General features: G+C 72.6%; 13 protein-coding genes. All 13 read left to right on the forward strand.

Annotated features, from left to right (window positions below; translation table 11 throughout):
• Window positions 1-164: 164 nt before the first annotated feature.
• The 13 genes from ftsZ to AB0B58_RS05945 all read left to right on the forward strand — a co-directional run bounded on the left by ftsZ (window position 165) and on the right by AB0B58_RS05945 (window position 12,705).
• Complete coding sequence (gene ftsZ / locus AB0B58_RS05885; protein WP_360218175.1) at window positions 165-1,295, forward strand: cell division protein FtsZ; 1,131 nt, start codon at window positions 165-167, stop codon at window positions 1,293-1,295.
• Between the two features lie 4 nt (window positions 1,296-1,299).
• Window positions 1,300-2,028 carry a YggS family pyridoxal phosphate-dependent enzyme gene (locus AB0B58_RS05890; protein ID WP_360218178.1) on the forward strand — a complete coding sequence of 243 codons (729 nt, stop codon included), beginning with the start codon at window positions 1,300-1,302 and terminating at the stop codon, window positions 2,026-2,028.
• A 297-nt stretch (window positions 2,029-2,325) separates the two neighbouring features.
• Window positions 2,326-3,021, forward strand: coding sequence for a cell division protein SepF (locus tag AB0B58_RS05895; protein WP_360218181.1), 696 nt, complete (start codon window positions 2,326-2,328; stop codon window positions 3,019-3,021).
• 23 nt (window positions 3,022-3,044) lie between these two features.
• A complete protein-coding gene (locus AB0B58_RS05900; protein ID WP_203762600.1) occupies window positions 3,045-3,350 on the forward strand; it encodes a YggT family protein in 306 nt (101 codons plus the stop codon).
• A gap of 58 nt (window positions 3,351-3,408) precedes the next feature.
• Window positions 3,409-4,230 (forward strand): DivIVA domain-containing protein, encoded by an 822-nt coding sequence (locus AB0B58_RS05905; protein ID WP_184996509.1) that lies wholly within the window; start codon window positions 3,409-3,411, stop codon window positions 4,228-4,230.
• A 44-nt stretch (window positions 4,231-4,274) separates the two neighbouring features.
• Window positions 4,275-5,261 carry a hypothetical protein gene (locus AB0B58_RS05910; protein WP_360218755.1) on the forward strand — a complete coding sequence of 329 codons (987 nt, stop codon included), beginning with the start codon at window positions 4,275-4,277 and terminating at the stop codon, window positions 5,259-5,261.
• 457 nt (window positions 5,262-5,718) lie between these two features.
• Window positions 5,719-5,997 (forward strand): DUF167 domain-containing protein, encoded by a 279-nt coding sequence (locus AB0B58_RS05915; RefSeq protein ID WP_360218723.1) that lies wholly within the window; start codon window positions 5,719-5,721, stop codon window positions 5,995-5,997.
• A gap of 210 nt (window positions 5,998-6,207) precedes the next feature.
• The gene (locus AB0B58_RS05920) at window positions 6,208-7,719 is read left to right on the forward strand and encodes a potassium/proton antiporter (protein WP_360218186.1); all 1,512 of its coding nucleotides are present in this window, start codon (window positions 6,208-6,210) and stop codon (window positions 7,717-7,719) included.
• Window positions 7,720-8,005: 286 nt separating this feature from the next.
• Window positions 8,006-8,428 (forward strand): TraR/DksA family transcriptional regulator, encoded by a 423-nt coding sequence (locus tag AB0B58_RS05925; RefSeq protein ID WP_360218189.1) that lies wholly within the window; start codon window positions 8,006-8,008, stop codon window positions 8,426-8,428.
• Window positions 8,425-9,036: a signal peptidase II gene (gene lspA, locus AB0B58_RS05930; protein ID WP_360218726.1), complete on the forward strand. Its 612-nt coding sequence runs from the start codon at window positions 8,425-8,427 to the stop codon at window positions 9,034-9,036. The genes AB0B58_RS05925 and lspA overlap by 4 nt, the downstream gene beginning before the upstream one ends.
• On the forward strand, window positions 9,033-9,959 hold the full coding sequence (locus tag AB0B58_RS05935; protein ID WP_360218192.1) for an RluA family pseudouridine synthase: 927 nt from the start codon (window positions 9,033-9,035) through the stop codon (window positions 9,957-9,959). Before lspA ends, AB0B58_RS05935 begins: the two co-directional genes overlap by 4 nt.
• 27 nt (window positions 9,960-9,986) lie before the next feature.
• Window positions 9,987-11,015: a hypothetical protein gene (locus AB0B58_RS05940; RefSeq protein ID WP_360218195.1), complete on the forward strand. Its 1,029-nt coding sequence runs from the start codon at window positions 9,987-9,989 to the stop codon at window positions 11,013-11,015.
• 202 nt (window positions 11,016-11,217) lie between these two features.
• The gene (locus tag AB0B58_RS05945; protein ID WP_360218198.1) at window positions 11,218-12,705 is read left to right on the forward strand and encodes an AAA family ATPase; all 1,488 of its coding nucleotides are present in this window, start codon (window positions 11,218-11,220) and stop codon (window positions 12,703-12,705) included.
• The last annotated feature ends 48 nt before the right edge of the window (window positions 12,706-12,753 follow it).

Consider the following 12,753-nt stretch of genomic DNA (forward strand, 5'->3'; position numbering starts at 1 on the left):
TACGTTGCCCACGAGAGGTTGAGTAGTTGACATAACACTAAGCCTCTAGTAGAGGGTGAGGGTTTCCTCGCCCTCCCTTGTACGGAGCGGATGTCGATGGCGGTTCTTGGCCGGGCCGCTGGGGCCCTCGACACCGAAAACCCTGGAAGGGAAGGCTGAGCCCGATGACACCTCCGCACAACTACCTTGCGGTCATCAAGGTCGTCGGCATCGGTGGCGGCGGCGTCAACGCCGTGAACCGCATGATCGAGGTTGGGCTCAAGGGAGTCGAATTCATCGCGATCAACACCGATGCCCAGGCGCTGCTGATGAGCGACGCCGACGTCAAGCTCGACGTCGGCCGCGAGCTGACCCGGGGCCTCGGCGCCGGCGCGCAGCCGGACGTCGGCAAGAACGCCGCCGAGGATCACCGCGACGAGATCGAAGAGGTGCTCAAGGGCGCCGACATGGTCTTCGTGACCTGCGGCGAGGGCGGTGGCACCGGCACCGGTGGCGCGCCCGTCGTCGCGAACATCGCCCGCAAGCTGGGCGCCCTGACCATCGGCGTGGTCACCCGGCCGTTCTCGTTCGAGGGCAAGCGCCGCCAGGTGCAGGCCGAATCGGGCATCGACGAGCTGCGCAACCAGTGCGACACGCTCATCGTCATCCCGAACGACCGGCTGCTGGCGCTCGGCGACCGCGGCATCAGCATGATGGACGCGTTCCGCCAGGCCGACCAGGTGCTGCTCTCCGGCGTGCAGGGCATCACCGACCTGATCACCACGCCGGGTCTGATCAATCTGGACTTCGCCGACGTCAAGAGCGTGATGAGCGGCGCGGGCAGCGCCCTCATGGGCATCGGCAGCGCGCGCGGCGACAACCGCGCCGTCGAGGCCGCCGAGAAGGCCATCTCCAGCCCGCTGCTGGAGCAGAGCATGGACGGCGCGCGCGGCGTGCTGCTCTCCATCGCCGGCGGTTCCGACCTCGGCCTGTTCGAGATCAACGACGCCGCGCAGCTGGTCACCGACGCGGCCCACCCCGACGCCAACATCATCTTCGGCGCCGTCATCGACGACGCCCTGGGCGACGAGGTCCGGGTCACGGTCATCGCCGCCGGCTTCGACGGGGGCACGCCCTCGTACAAGCCGGTCGAGCCCGCGCGCAAGGTGCCGCAGCCCGCGTCCCCGCCCGCGGTCGCGCCGACCTCGCCGGTGCCGGTCTCCCCGCCGGTGCCGCCCGCGGCGAGCGCCCCGCCGCCGCGCCGAGTGCTCTTCGACGACGTGGATGTGCCGGACTTCCTGAAGAACGGCTCCTGAGGGTTTGACGCCGGAGGCACGCCGCGACCTACTGGCGGCCTCGCTGGACGAGGTGCGTCAGCGGATCGGGCGTGCCTGCACGGCGGCCGGCCGCGACCCGGGCTCGGTGGCCCTGGTCGCGGTGACCAAGACCTACCCGGCGAGCGACGTGGTGCTGCTCGCCGGGCTCGGCGTCACCGACGTCGGGGAGAACAAGGACCAGGAAGCGGCCGCGAAGTCGGCGGCCGTCCAGGCCGAGGACGTCGCGCTGCGCTGGCATTTCGTCGGCCAGTTGCAGCGCAACAAGGCCAAGTCGGTCGTCACGTACGCCGACGTCGTCGAGTCGGTTGACTCGATGCGCCTGGCGGGGGCGCTGTCCACCGCCGCGGTACGGCTGCGGGAGCGCCCGCTCGACGTGCTCGTGCAGGTGAGCATCGACGGGGATCCGGCCCGGGGCGGGGCGATCGCCGGAGCCGCGGAGGCCGACCGCGATCTGTGGCGGGTGGCGGCCGCGGTAAACGACGCGGGGGGCCTGCGGCTCGGCGGCGTGATGGCGGTGGCGCCGCTGGGCTGGGAGCCGGAGCGGGCCTTCACCGAGCTGGCCGTTCTGACGGCGCGGTTGCGCTCGGAGTATCCGGACGCGACGGTCGTCTCGGCGGGCATGAGCGGCGACCTGGAGCAGGCCGTGCGGCACGGCGCGACACACGTACGGATCGGCACTTCTTTACTCGGGATGCGAAACACGCTGCGGTAGCCTTGCGGCGGGCAGCAAACTACATACGTGTTGTTTACGCGCGACGTGCCTCGGCCGACGCGCCCGACGACGCAGCGTCGCAGCGGGCCGCGGTCGATGTTCGACGATCGGGGGTCCGTGCAAGGGGGGACGCGGCACGCCGAGGGGGCGCGGGCCGCACAGCGGACGGAGGTGGGGGCATGGACGAGCGGTTCGGCGCCGAGCAGGGTCTGGTGGTGACATGAGCGAGCTTGCGAGCGAATCATCGGCTCAGCGTCCGCCTCATGTCATCGCCGGAGCGTCAGCGGAGGTGATGGCATGAGCGCGCTGCGTAAGGCGGGGGTTTGGCTCGGCCTCGTTGAGGAGGACGACCAGTACGACGACCGCTACCGCGAGGGCGGCTACCGCGAGCGTGACCGCGACCGTGACTCCGGCTACCGCTACGCCGACGAGTTCGCCGACGACGAGGACGACGTCGATGAGGCGCCGGCGCTGCCGCGCGCCCGCCAGGAGCGAAGCGGTCGCCTCGAGCGTGCCGCCGCCCGCCTCGACCTCGAGCGTGACGACCACGAGCGTCCCGAGCGCCAGGAGCGGGCCAGCGTCCGCTCGATCACCCGGCCGTCGGCGCCCGTCGCCGAGACGTCCGGGTCGCTCGGCTACGCCACCCGCGACAACCTCGCACTCGCACCGCAGGCGCAGACGCAGGCGCACCAGCGGATCGTCGAGGAGGATCAGCGCTACCAGATCACCACGCTGCACCCGACGACGTACCGCGAGGCGCGCACGATCGGCGAGCACTTCCGTGACGGCGTACCGGTGATCATCAATCTCACCGAGATGGATGAGAGCGATGCCCGCAGACTGGTGGACTTCGCGGCCGGGCTGGCCTTCGGCCTGCGCGGTACGATCGAGCGCGTGACCAACCGGGTATTCCTGCTCTCGCCGGCCAACGTCCAGGTCACAGCGGAGGACAAGGCCAAGATCGCTGAGGGCGGTTTCTTCAACCAGAGTTGACCCTAACGAGGGATCCGCCTGACGTGCTGTCGATCGTGTTTCAGATCATCTATCTGCTTCTCTACGTGTTCTTCCTGACCTTGTTGGCCCGGTTCGTCCTGGGTGCGGTGCTGCAGTACGGGCGTCGGTGGCAGCCAGGGCGGGGGGCGTCGGCGGCACTCGAATCGGTGTGGAGCGTCACTGATCCACCCCTCAAGGCGTTGAGGCGTGTGATCCCACCGCTTCGAATTGGTACCGTGAGTTTGGACCTGGCGTCCCTGGTCCTGCTGGTTATCCTGTTCGTGCTTTTGAACTTCGTGTTAGCGCGTCTGATCATCGCGTTCGCGTGACAGCGTCCGCCCTGATCGACTGCGCCCCACGCGGCCGCAACTGACCCGAGGAGTTTCGATGCCGCTGACCCCGGCCGACGTGCACAACGTCGCCTTCAAGAAACCCCCTATCGGCAAGCGGGGGTATGACGAGGAGGAGGTCGACGCCTTCCTGGACGAGGTCGAGCGCGAACTCGCCCGTCTGATCGAGGAGAACAACGAGCTGCGCGCCCAGGTGGAGCGCGGCGGTCGGGGTGGCGCACCAGCCGGTCCGAGCGCCGACCCGCGTCTGGCTGCGGAGCTCAACGACATGAAGGCCCAGCTCGACCGGGTGCAGCGCGACAAGTCTGCCGCTGAGCAGGCCGCCCGCCAGATGCAGGCCGAGCTCGAGCAGGTCCGGGCACAGGGCCCGGTCGGTGCTGGAGCGGGCGCCGCCGGCGGCGCCGACGGCGAGCAGCAGGCACTGCGCGTCCTCATGATGGCCCAGCGCACGGCCGACGACCACGTGTCCGACGCCCGCCGGGAGGCCGACAAGCTTCTCTCCGACGCCCGTTCCAAGGCGGAGGAGGTCACCCGCGAGGCCCGCGCCAAGGCGGACGCCCTCGAGCGCGACGCGCGCCAGCGGCACCAGGAGGCCATGGGCGGCCTGGACGCCAAGCGCTCCGCGCTGCAGAAGCACATCGAGGAGCTCAAGCAGTTCGAGCGCGAGTACCGCACCCGGCTTAAGGCGTACCTCGAGAGCCAGCTGCGCGACCTCGACGGCCGCGGGCAGGGGCTGGAGGCGGAGATGTCACGCGCCGACGCCAACCGGTCGGTCGGCGGCTCGGGCGGCCTCGCCGCCGCGGGCCTCGCCGGCTCGTACGGCGGCAGCCGCGCCGGTTCCATCGAGACCGGCCGCTGAGCCTCGGCTTTGCGGAACGGTTCCCACTGCGGCGGGGATGAGCCATGATCGTTGCTAGTCTGCTGCTCATCCTCGTCGCCGTGACGCTTCTCGTCCTCGGCCTTGCCGGTGGATCGAGCTCTCTGCTGATCAGTTCCATCGTGGCCAGCCTGCTGGCCGCGGTGGCCCTGGTGATCGGCGCCCGCCAGGCCTCGGCCGCGCGGCGCGCGGCGCCGGCCCTGGGCGATGACCTGGCCGACGACCTGGCCCGCGCGCACTCGGCCCCGGCCCGCCGTGCGGACCTGCCGGCCGACGAGCCGTTCCCGGACTCCGGCGACCTCCAGGACGACGAGACCGCCTACGCCACCGGACGCCGCGACGTGGACGAGAACCTCGCGGCCCCGGACGTGACCCAGCAGGTGCACCCGGAGGTGGACCTCTACGACGACGATGCCGCCGCCGGCCGGACTTCCTCGGGTCAGGCCGCCGGCGCGGCCTCGCGCGCGGAGGATCCCGACTACGACCGGGCGGCCACGGTCATCGGCGGAGCCCGCGCCGACGCACCTGAAGGCGACGCGTGGCACCGCGAGCCGGCGCCCGCGGACAACGCCGCGGCGGGGGACGGACCGGCCTTCGCCGGTGCTGCCCCACCCGCCGGCGGGGATCCGGCCTTCGCCGGCGCCCAGCCCGATCACGACCTGTCGTTCGACGCCGAGCCGTCGAGTGCCGGGCCGTCGAACGCCGGGCCGGACGACTTCGGACCGGGGTACTCCGACCAGGCGGAGGAGTTCGACGAGCCGGACCCGGACGACCCCGACGACGAACCGCTGCCGCAGGCCGTCCGCCCGGCGGACGCGGTCAAGGTGGCCCGGCTGAACGCCGAGGTGCTGGTGGTGGACGGCCGGCCGCGATATCACCTGCCGGACTGCCCGCACCTGATCGGGCGCATGACCGAGGGGCTGCCGGTCGCGGAGGCGGTCGAGCTGGGCTTCAGCCCGTGCGGACTGTGCCGCCCCGTGGACCGCCTGGTCGCGGCCGCCGCCCAGTACTGACGGCTCGGTCCGCCGGCCGTTCGCGGCCGGGCTCGCGGTCGGGTCGGGTCGGCACCGCGGGTCTGCTCCGGTCCGGATCCTTACCAATGTTTCGGCCGGGCCGGGCGGCGATGCGTGCTCCGGCGGGCTCGGGCCGCGAGGCGACCGGGTGGCCGCCGCGGGCCGTTGCCCGAAGGTGCAGCCCTTCGGACCGCACGCAGATCGACCGACGCGGTAGCTGTCCGTGTTCGCCTATGATCACCGGGCGTCGCGGGGCGACCCCGGTGAGGCGTGGGATCGAAGATCGGCACAATGGGGCATGGCCAAGCGGCGCGCCCCCTCAATCGACCCGGCCATCCTGCCCAACGCGGCACAATCCGGCCACGCCGAGCCCGCGGTGACCCCCGAAAGGGCCTCCCGGGCGGGCGGCGGCCGGTCCGGTGACGAACAACGGTCCGGCCACGACCCGTCCGGGGGAGTGAGTTCCGTCGCTGTGCGGGTCCGGCCCGGTGCCGGGCGGACCCGGGTCGGCGGACGCTACGAGGGGCCGCACGGGCCGGCGCTGATCATCGCGGTCGGTGCACCCGCCGTCGACGGCAAGGCCACCGAGGCGGTGCGGCGTGCCCTGGCCGCGGCGCTCGGGCTGCGGCCCGGGGACGTCGAGCTGAAACTCGGCGCCACCAGCCGGGACAAGGTCTTCACCGTCGCCGGCGATGTCGGCGAACGGCTGGCGGCGCTGCGTGACGGCATCGCATGACCGGGACCAGGACATGACCGCGGACCAGGGCATGACGGCGGACCAGGGCATGACGGCGAGCCAGGGCATGGCTGTGGGCCGGGGGATGGCTGCGAGCCAGGGCGCGGCTGCGGGCCAGGGCATGGCTGCGGGCCGGGGGATGGCTGCGAGCCAGGGCATGGCTGTGGGCCGGGGGATGGCGAGGGGCAGGCGCGTGGCCGGGGCCGGCGCATGACGGGCGGGCTCGATCTCGCCCTGCTCGTCGGGGCCGCGGTGCTGCTCGTCGCGGTGGCCGCCGTGCGGCTCTCCACGCGGCTCGGCCTGCCGAGTCTGCTCGTCTACCTGTTCATCGGCATGGTCATCGGCGAGGCCGGGTTCGGCATCCACTTCGATGACGCCGACCTCACCCGTACCCTCGGCTTCTGCGCCCTGATCATGATCATCGCCGAGGGTGGGCTGACCGCCCGCTGGAGCACCCTGCGGCCGGTGCTCGGGCTCTCCGCGGTGCTGGCCACCGTCGGGGTGGCCGTGAGCGTCGCCGTCGTCGGCGTCGTCGTGCACTTCGTCCTCGGCCTCGACTGGCGGCTCTCGCTGCTCTACGGCGCCGTGCTCTCCTCCACCGACGCCGCCGCGGTCTTCGCGACCCTGCGGGTGCTGCGGCTGCCGCCGCGGCTGGTCGCCACGCTCGAGGCCGAGTCCGGCATGAACGACGCCCCGGTGGTGCTGCTGGTCCTGCTGCTCTCGGTCGCCGGGGGCCCGAGCCACCCGTGGTGGTACGAGCTGTTGCTGGTCGGCTACGAGCTCGCCGCCGGTACCGCGATCGGGCTCACCGTCGGCGTGGTCGGGCGCTGGCTGCTGCGGCATGCCGCCCTGCCCGCCGCGGGGCTCTATCCGATCGCCGCGGTCGCGCTCACCTTCCTCGCGTACGCCGCCGGGGCGGCCGCGCACGCGTCCGGTTTCCTCGCCGTCTACGTGGCCGGCGTCGTGCTCGGCAACAGCCGCCTGCCGCACCGCCGGGCGATCCTCGGCTTCGCCGACGGGTTGGCGTGGGTCGCGCAGATCGGGCTCTTCGTGCTGCTCGGGCTGCTCGTCGCGCCCGACCGGCTGGGCCGCGCGCTGGTGCCGGCCCTGGTCGTAGGCTTCGCGCTGGTGTTGCTCGCCCGGCCGCTCTCCGTCTGGATCTCGGCGCTTGTCACCCGCGGCGGCCGCCGGCTCGCCTGGCGCAGCCAGGCCTTTCTGTCCTGGGCCGGGCTGCGCGGTGCCGTGCCGATCGTGCTCGCGACGATCCCGCTCTCCCTCGACTCGCCCGGCGCCGAGGGCCTGTTCGACGCGGTCTTCGTGCTCGTGATCATCTTTACCCTGCTGCAGGCCGGCACGCTCGCGCCGGTGGCGCGCCGGCTCGGGATCATCGCGCCGGCCGAGGCGGTGGAGATCCACGTGGAGGCCGCACCGCTGGAACGGATGCACGCCGACGTGCTGCAGATCGAGATTGAGCCGGGGTCGCGGCTGGCCGGGGTGCACATCGACGAGCTGCGGCTGCCCGTCGGCGCGGTGGTGACGCTTGTGGTGCGGGACGGCGCGGGCTTCGTGCCGGGGCCGGACACCCGGCTGCGGACCGGGGACGATCTCCTGATCGTCACCACGGCCGCCGCCCGGGACGTCGCCGAGCGGCGCCTGCGGGCGGTGAGCCGGCGCGGCCGACTGGCCCGCTGGCACGGCGAGCACGGCCACGAGCAGCGCTGATCGCTCCAGGGTCGGGTATCCGACGCAGGCGTTCGGATGGGTTCGTCCCGGTTAATGGTCACCCGGGCCGGTGCGCCGTGTTGTCGCTGCCCTTCACGTTCCGTATCCTTGCCACCCTCTGGAGTGCGCGGCGATGGCTGGCCGCGCCGTTTGTGCACGTGGGGCGGTGCACAGGTCGCGTGGGGGCGCGACCGGAGCATCGACAGGGGCGGGTGGGCGGCCGCCTCTTCATGACCGCTGGAAGACAGCCGATTCGCCGCGTTCTGCGCGGCTCAGGGGAGCGACGATGGCCAAGGCAACCGAGACCCGGTCCGCGTCGGCCGCGAAGGCTGCGCCGCGTAAGGCGCGCAGCGCGGCGGAGACCGAGAAGATCCGTGTCGCGCTCGAGGAGCGCCGCCAGGAACTGCAGGCGGAGTACGACCAGTCGCTCACCGAGATCACCGAGCTCCAGCGCGAGCGTCTCGCCGACTCCGCCGGGGACGATCAGGCCGATACCGGGACGAAGACGTTCGAGCGGGAGCAGGAGATCACTCTCGCGAACAACCTGCTCGAGCGGGTCACACAGGTGGAGCGCGCCATCGACCGCCTCGGCGAGGGCCACTACGGTTGGTGCGAGCGATGCGGCAACGCCATCCCCGTCGAGCGGCTGGCGGCGTTCCCGGTCGCGACTCTCTGTGTTTCCTGTAAGCAGTTGGAGGAACGACGCTGAACGCCGACAAGGCCGCGGGCGGCGACACGGCCACGGAGCCCGGGCCGGGGCCGCGCCCCGGTTTCTCGGGCCGGGCCGTGGTCGTGCTCGCCATCACCGCCCTGGTTGCCGTCGGGCTCGACCAGATCGTGAAAGAGCTCAGCACCAACGGCCTGACCGAGGGCGAGCCCGTCCGGGTCCTGGGCGGGCTGGTCTACCTCTCGCTGCTGCGCAACAGCGGGGCGGCGTTCAGCCTCGGCAGCGGCTACACCTGGGTGTTCCCGCTGGTCACGCTCGCCGTGATCGGCTGGATCACCTGGATGGCCGTCAGGCTGCGCTCGGTGCCGTGGGCGGTCGCCCTCGGCCTGGTCCTCGGCGGCGCGCTCGGCAACCTCGGCGACCGGCTGTTCCGGGCCCCGGGCCCGTTCCAGGGGCACGTGGTCGACATGTTCAGCCTGTTCGGTCCCTACGCCGAGTACTTCGCGGTGTTCAACGTCGCGGACGCCTGCCTCTCCGTCGGCGTGGTCCTCGCCGTGCTGCTGGAGCTGACCGGCCGCCAGCGCGACGGCTCGCGGGTGGCGCGAACCGCCAAGGCCGGCAAGAGCGAGAAAACCGAGAAGACCGCATGACCGCGCGCTCCCTGCCCGTACCCGACGGCCTCGACGGGATGCGTCTCGATCAGGCCGTGTCGCGGCTCTTCGGCCTGTCCCGCACGGCGGCCGCGACCCTGGTCGAGGCCGGCGACGCGCTCGTCGACGGCATCCCACGCCCGAAGTCCGACAAGGTCAGTGCCGGCGCGTGGCTGGAGGTCACCCTGCCGGCGCCGGTGACCGCGCCGACGCTGGTGGCGGCGCCGGTGCACGGCATGAAGATCATCTACAGCGACGACGACATCGTGGTGGTGGACAAGCCGGTCGGCGTGGCCGCGCACCCGAGCCCGGGCTGGAGCGGCCCGACCGTGATCGGCGGGCTCGCCGCGATGGGGCAGAACGTCGCGACCAGCGGCGCCGCCGAGCGCCAGGGCGTCGTGCACCGTCTCGACGTCGGCACCACCGGGCTGATGGCGGTCGCCAAGAGCGAGCTGGCATACAGCGCGCTGAAGCGGGCCTTCAAGGAGCGCGAGGTCGACAAGCGCTACCACGCGATCGTGCAGGGCCACCTCGACCCGCTGCGCGGCACCATCGACGCGCCGATCGACCGGCACCCCACCGCCGACTACCGGTTCGCGGTGATGTCCGACGGCAAGCCGAGCGTCACCCACTACGACACGCTCGAGGCGTTCCGCTCGGCGAGCCTCATCGACGTCAAGCTGGAGACCGGCCGCACCCACCAGATCCGGGTGCACTTCTCCGCGATGCGGCACCCGTGCGTCGGCGACATCACCTACGGCGCCGACCCGACGCTGGCCGCCCGGCTCGGGCTGCACCGCCAGTGGCTGCACGCGCGCGAACTCGCCTTCCTGCATCCCCGTACGCAGGACGAGGTCCGTTTTGTCAGCGACTACCCTGAGGACCTGGGGTACGCACTGGACGTGCTCCGCGACGCCAGCTGACATCGACCTTGCGAGGGGGATCACCTCATGAGGCCCGGGGACCGGATGCTGCCGCCGCTGAATCGTGGCCTGCCGCGCATCGGCATGTCACCGGCGCGGCTGCGGGTGATGACCGGCCTGGCGCTGGGGGCGGCGGCCGCGCTGCTCGTCACCGTGGTGTGGGTGGCCGACCGCGGGCCCGAGATGCCGGACCCCACCGGCGACGTCGTCCGGGTCGGTGTCGTCGAGGGACAGTCGGTCGCCGGCTACCTGCGGTCCAGCCGCGGTGAGCTGGCCGCGTTGCTGCCCTCGTCCGGTTCCCCGGCGGCGGGGGAGACCTGGGCCCTGGTGAGCCTGCGGGACTACCTCGCGCCGGACCGGCTGCAGGCGGTGCTCGAGGGCATACCGGTCGCCCAGGTATATGCGCGTGCCCCGCTCGAGGGGATGCGCACCCAGGTCGTGAAGGTCCCGGTGTACCGGATGCCGCAGGACGTGGTCGCCGGCATGCTCAACGCCGCTTTGGCCCGTGACCAGGAGCAGGCCGACTACCGCAAGCTCGGCGCCGAGTTGCAGGGCGAGGGCCCCAACGAGATCCGGCTGCGCCGGGCGTACGACACCGCGGCGCGCACCGCGGCGTCGGAGGCGGCCGCGTACCGGGCGCACTGCGCCTGTGTCTTCGCGGCCGTGGTGCGCGCCGCCCCGCCCATGCTCGAAGGGCTCGCGGGCCGCCCGGAGGTGCGGGCGGTGGATCCCGCGCCGGAGGTACGCAGCCTCGACCGCACCGAGTTCCGCCCGGTGCTGCCCGAGCAGACGGTCCTGGTCCCCGACGACGACCCGGCCCTGGAGAGCGTGCCATCGCGGTCCGGGACTGTTGCCCCGGCAACCCCCGCGCCACTACCCTCATCCACCGGGGTGGCTGTGACATCTGCCTCACCCGATGGCCCCGCAACGGGGTCCGGCCCTTCAGCCGCGGCAGTTCAGGAGAGCGCTGCCGTTCCCTCCGCACGGCCCGGGGGCCCGGGCCCCGATGTGCCGATCACTGCTTCAGGAGCATCTCGGGGCGCCTCCAGGCGTTGAATTCTCCGGCGGCACGTGCCGCCGCGGGTACGGGCTGGGGCGTACGTGCACGGGCTTGGCGCCGACTGGCAATCAAGACTGCCGCACACTTGCGGGCATTGGGTGTGGCCTGAATAGGGTTGGCCTCCGTAGCCTGTCTAGGGCGACGGGGTCCGTGGGAGAGTCGGGCACGCACATCGAGCAATCGCTGGGAGGACGAGCCGTGGATGGGACCGAGACCGGCTGGGGCCGGCCTGCGGAACCAGCCCCGCGTTGGCGGGCGCTGCTCGACCGTGCCCGGCATGGTTCCCGGGCGGCCGAGGAGCATTCCGACGCTGAGGGCACGGAGGCCGAGGCCCGCCGCCAGGGGCCACCATCGCCGCGTCCCTCCGGGCGTCCCTTCAACCCCCTCGATCCACGGCAGAGCGAGCAGGCCCGCGGCGGCCACGAGCAGCGCCAGCCGCCGGTGCCGGAGCGCCGCCCGGTCAACCCGCTCGACCGCCGCCCCGGCCGGGCCAGCCTGGGTGAGCGGCTGGGCCAGTCCGAACCGCTCGGCCCGCCGCCCGAGCCGCGGCAGCCCGAGCCGCGCCAGCCCGATTCCCGCCCGCTCAACCCGCTGGCCGAGTCGCGCCGGCAGTCCCGCATCGGCGAGGGCTTCCAGCCCCGGCCCGCGGCCGGCGAGGAGCCGCACAGCTTCTTCAACCCGGCGAGGAACGCCGTGCCGCCGTCGATCGGCCGGGTCTCGCCCGATCCCGCGCCGCCGATCAGCCGGGGTGCCGCCTCGGTCGTCTCGGCCTCGGTGTTGCCGCCGCCGGCCCTCGCGCCCCGGCTGCCGGCCACGACCGCGCCGGCGCCGACCTCGCCCGCCCCGGCCCGGATCGAGTGGCGTCAGGCCCGGCCGGAGCAGGAGGACCGCGCGGTCGCGACGCTGCGCCGCAAGCTCGGCAAGCCGCGCGTGATGGCGTTCGCGAACCCCAAGGGCGGCGTGCACAAGACCACCGCCACCGTGCTGGCCGCCGCGACCATCGGCAGCGTCCGCGGCCGCGGCGTGCTGGCCTGGGATGACAACGAGCTGCGCGGCACGCTGGGGCTGCGCGCCGGCAGCGCCCGCCACGCCCGGACGATAAGGCATCTGGTCGGCGAGCTTCTCGAGATCGAGAACCTGCACGGCGAGGGGCTGATGTCGCACCTCGACGACTTCCTGCGGCACGCCTCCGACGGCTCCTACGACGTGCTCGCCGGCGAGGAGAACCCGCGCTTCGCCCAGCGGCTCGACCAGAGCACGGTGCGCCGGGTGATGGACCTGCTGCGCCGCACCCACGACGTGATCTGTGTGGACACCGGCAACAACGTCGAGAGCGTCAACTGGCAGACGGTCATGCGCAGCGCCGATCAGCTGGTCGTCACGACGGTCCCGCGCGAGGACGCGGCGTTCACCGCCGACTGGATGCTTGACGTGCTCAACGAGACCGGCATGGAGGACCTCGTCTCCAACGCGGTGACGTTGATCTCATGCCCGTCGCCGGGCAAGCTGCCGCTGCTCGACGATCTGGCCAAGCACTTCGCCACCCGTACCCGGGCGGTCGCGGTAGTGCCCTACGACCCGGCACTCGAGGTCGGGTCGTCGATCGAGTACAGCGTGTTGCAGCCGGAGACCCGTCAGGCCTGGATGCGCGCCGCCGCCGCGATGATCGAGCCGTTCGCCGAATAGGCCGGGGTGTCCCCGGTGCCGCCGACCCCGGGTCGGGACTAGGCTCTC

This window comes from Actinoplanes sp. NPDC049118, assembly GCF_040648555.1.
Lineage (GTDB): Bacteria > Actinomycetota > Actinomycetes > Mycobacteriales > Micromonosporaceae > Actinoplanes.

Bases quoted from the DNA above. Each gene is read 5' to 3' on its own strand.
- ftsZ (WP_360218175.1), top strand. From the start codon at position 165: ATGACACCTCCGCACAACTACCTTGCGGTCATCAAGGTCGTCGGCATC.
- AB0B58_RS05895 (WP_360218181.1), top strand. From the start codon at position 2,326: ATGAGCGCGCTGCGTAAGGCGGGGGTTTGGCTCGGCCTCGTTGAGGAG.
- AB0B58_RS05905 (WP_184996509.1), top strand. From the start codon at position 3,409: ATGCCGCTGACCCCGGCCGACGTGCACAACGTCGCCTTCAAGAAACCC.
- AB0B58_RS05910 (WP_360218755.1), top strand. From the start codon at position 4,275: ATGATCGTTGCTAGTCTGCTGCTCATCCTCGTCGCCGTGACGCTTCTC.
- AB0B58_RS05920 (WP_360218186.1), top strand. From the start codon at position 6,208: ATGACGGGCGGGCTCGATCTCGCCCTGCTCGTCGGGGCCGCGGTGCTG.
- AB0B58_RS05925 (WP_360218189.1), top strand. From the start codon at position 8,006: ATGGCCAAGGCAACCGAGACCCGGTCCGCGTCGGCCGCGAAGGCTGCG.
- AB0B58_RS05935 (WP_360218192.1), top strand. From the start codon at position 9,033: ATGACCGCGCGCTCCCTGCCCGTACCCGACGGCCTCGACGGGATGCGT.
- AB0B58_RS05940 (WP_360218195.1), top strand. From the start codon at position 9,987: ATGAGGCCCGGGGACCGGATGCTGCCGCCGCTGAATCGTGGCCTGCCG.